The sequence below is a fragment of the Corynebacterium sp. HMSC036E10 genome (assembly GCF_001836265.1).
In the GTDB taxonomy this organism is placed as follows: domain Bacteria; phylum Actinomycetota; class Actinomycetes; order Mycobacteriales; family Mycobacteriaceae; genus Corynebacterium; species Corynebacterium coyleae.
This window is the reverse complement of record NZ_KV827949.1, coordinates 1-418: the sequence shown is the minus strand read 5'-3', so window position 1 is coordinate 418 and position 418 is coordinate 1. Positions and strand designations below refer to the sequence as shown.

1 protein-coding gene is annotated in these 418 nt (G+C 54.8%); it reads right to left on the bottom strand.

Annotated features, from left to right (window positions below; all coding sequences use genetic code 11):
- The coding region (locus HMPREF2736_RS02190) for an integrase core domain-containing protein (protein ID WP_210399437.1) at positions 1–392 on the bottom strand (392 nt) is incomplete at its 3' end.
- Between the last annotated feature and the right edge of the window lie 26 nt (positions 393–418).

Below are 418 nucleotides of genomic sequence, written 5' to 3'. Positions count from 1 at the left end.
GAAGTGGCAGCTTCCCCAGGATCTTTTACATCCGCAGACTTCGGTTGTGCATGCGGGTTGTTGGCAAGGTTGTAGTCAACAACGTGTTGCCATATCACTTCAGGATCCAGCGGATCTGTTGGTGATTCAGCCTGCGGGAACGTCTCCCAAGCCTGTTGCGGTGTGATGTGCATTTTGCCGACAAGCAGGCTTTGATGCCTCCGGTGAGTGTTGTACACCTCACGGTAGGCCACGATCGCTGCTTGCAACTCGTTAAACGTTGTTGGTGTGCGCGCATCAAGAAACTGCACCAAGGTGCGATGGGAGCGTTCGTCTTTGCCTTGCGTTGTGGGAGCAAACCCAGCGATCGCGACGACGCCTTGTTCAGCCAGCCATATTTCCGTTGCTGACAAACGCCCACGGTGGTAGGTGGCAAATG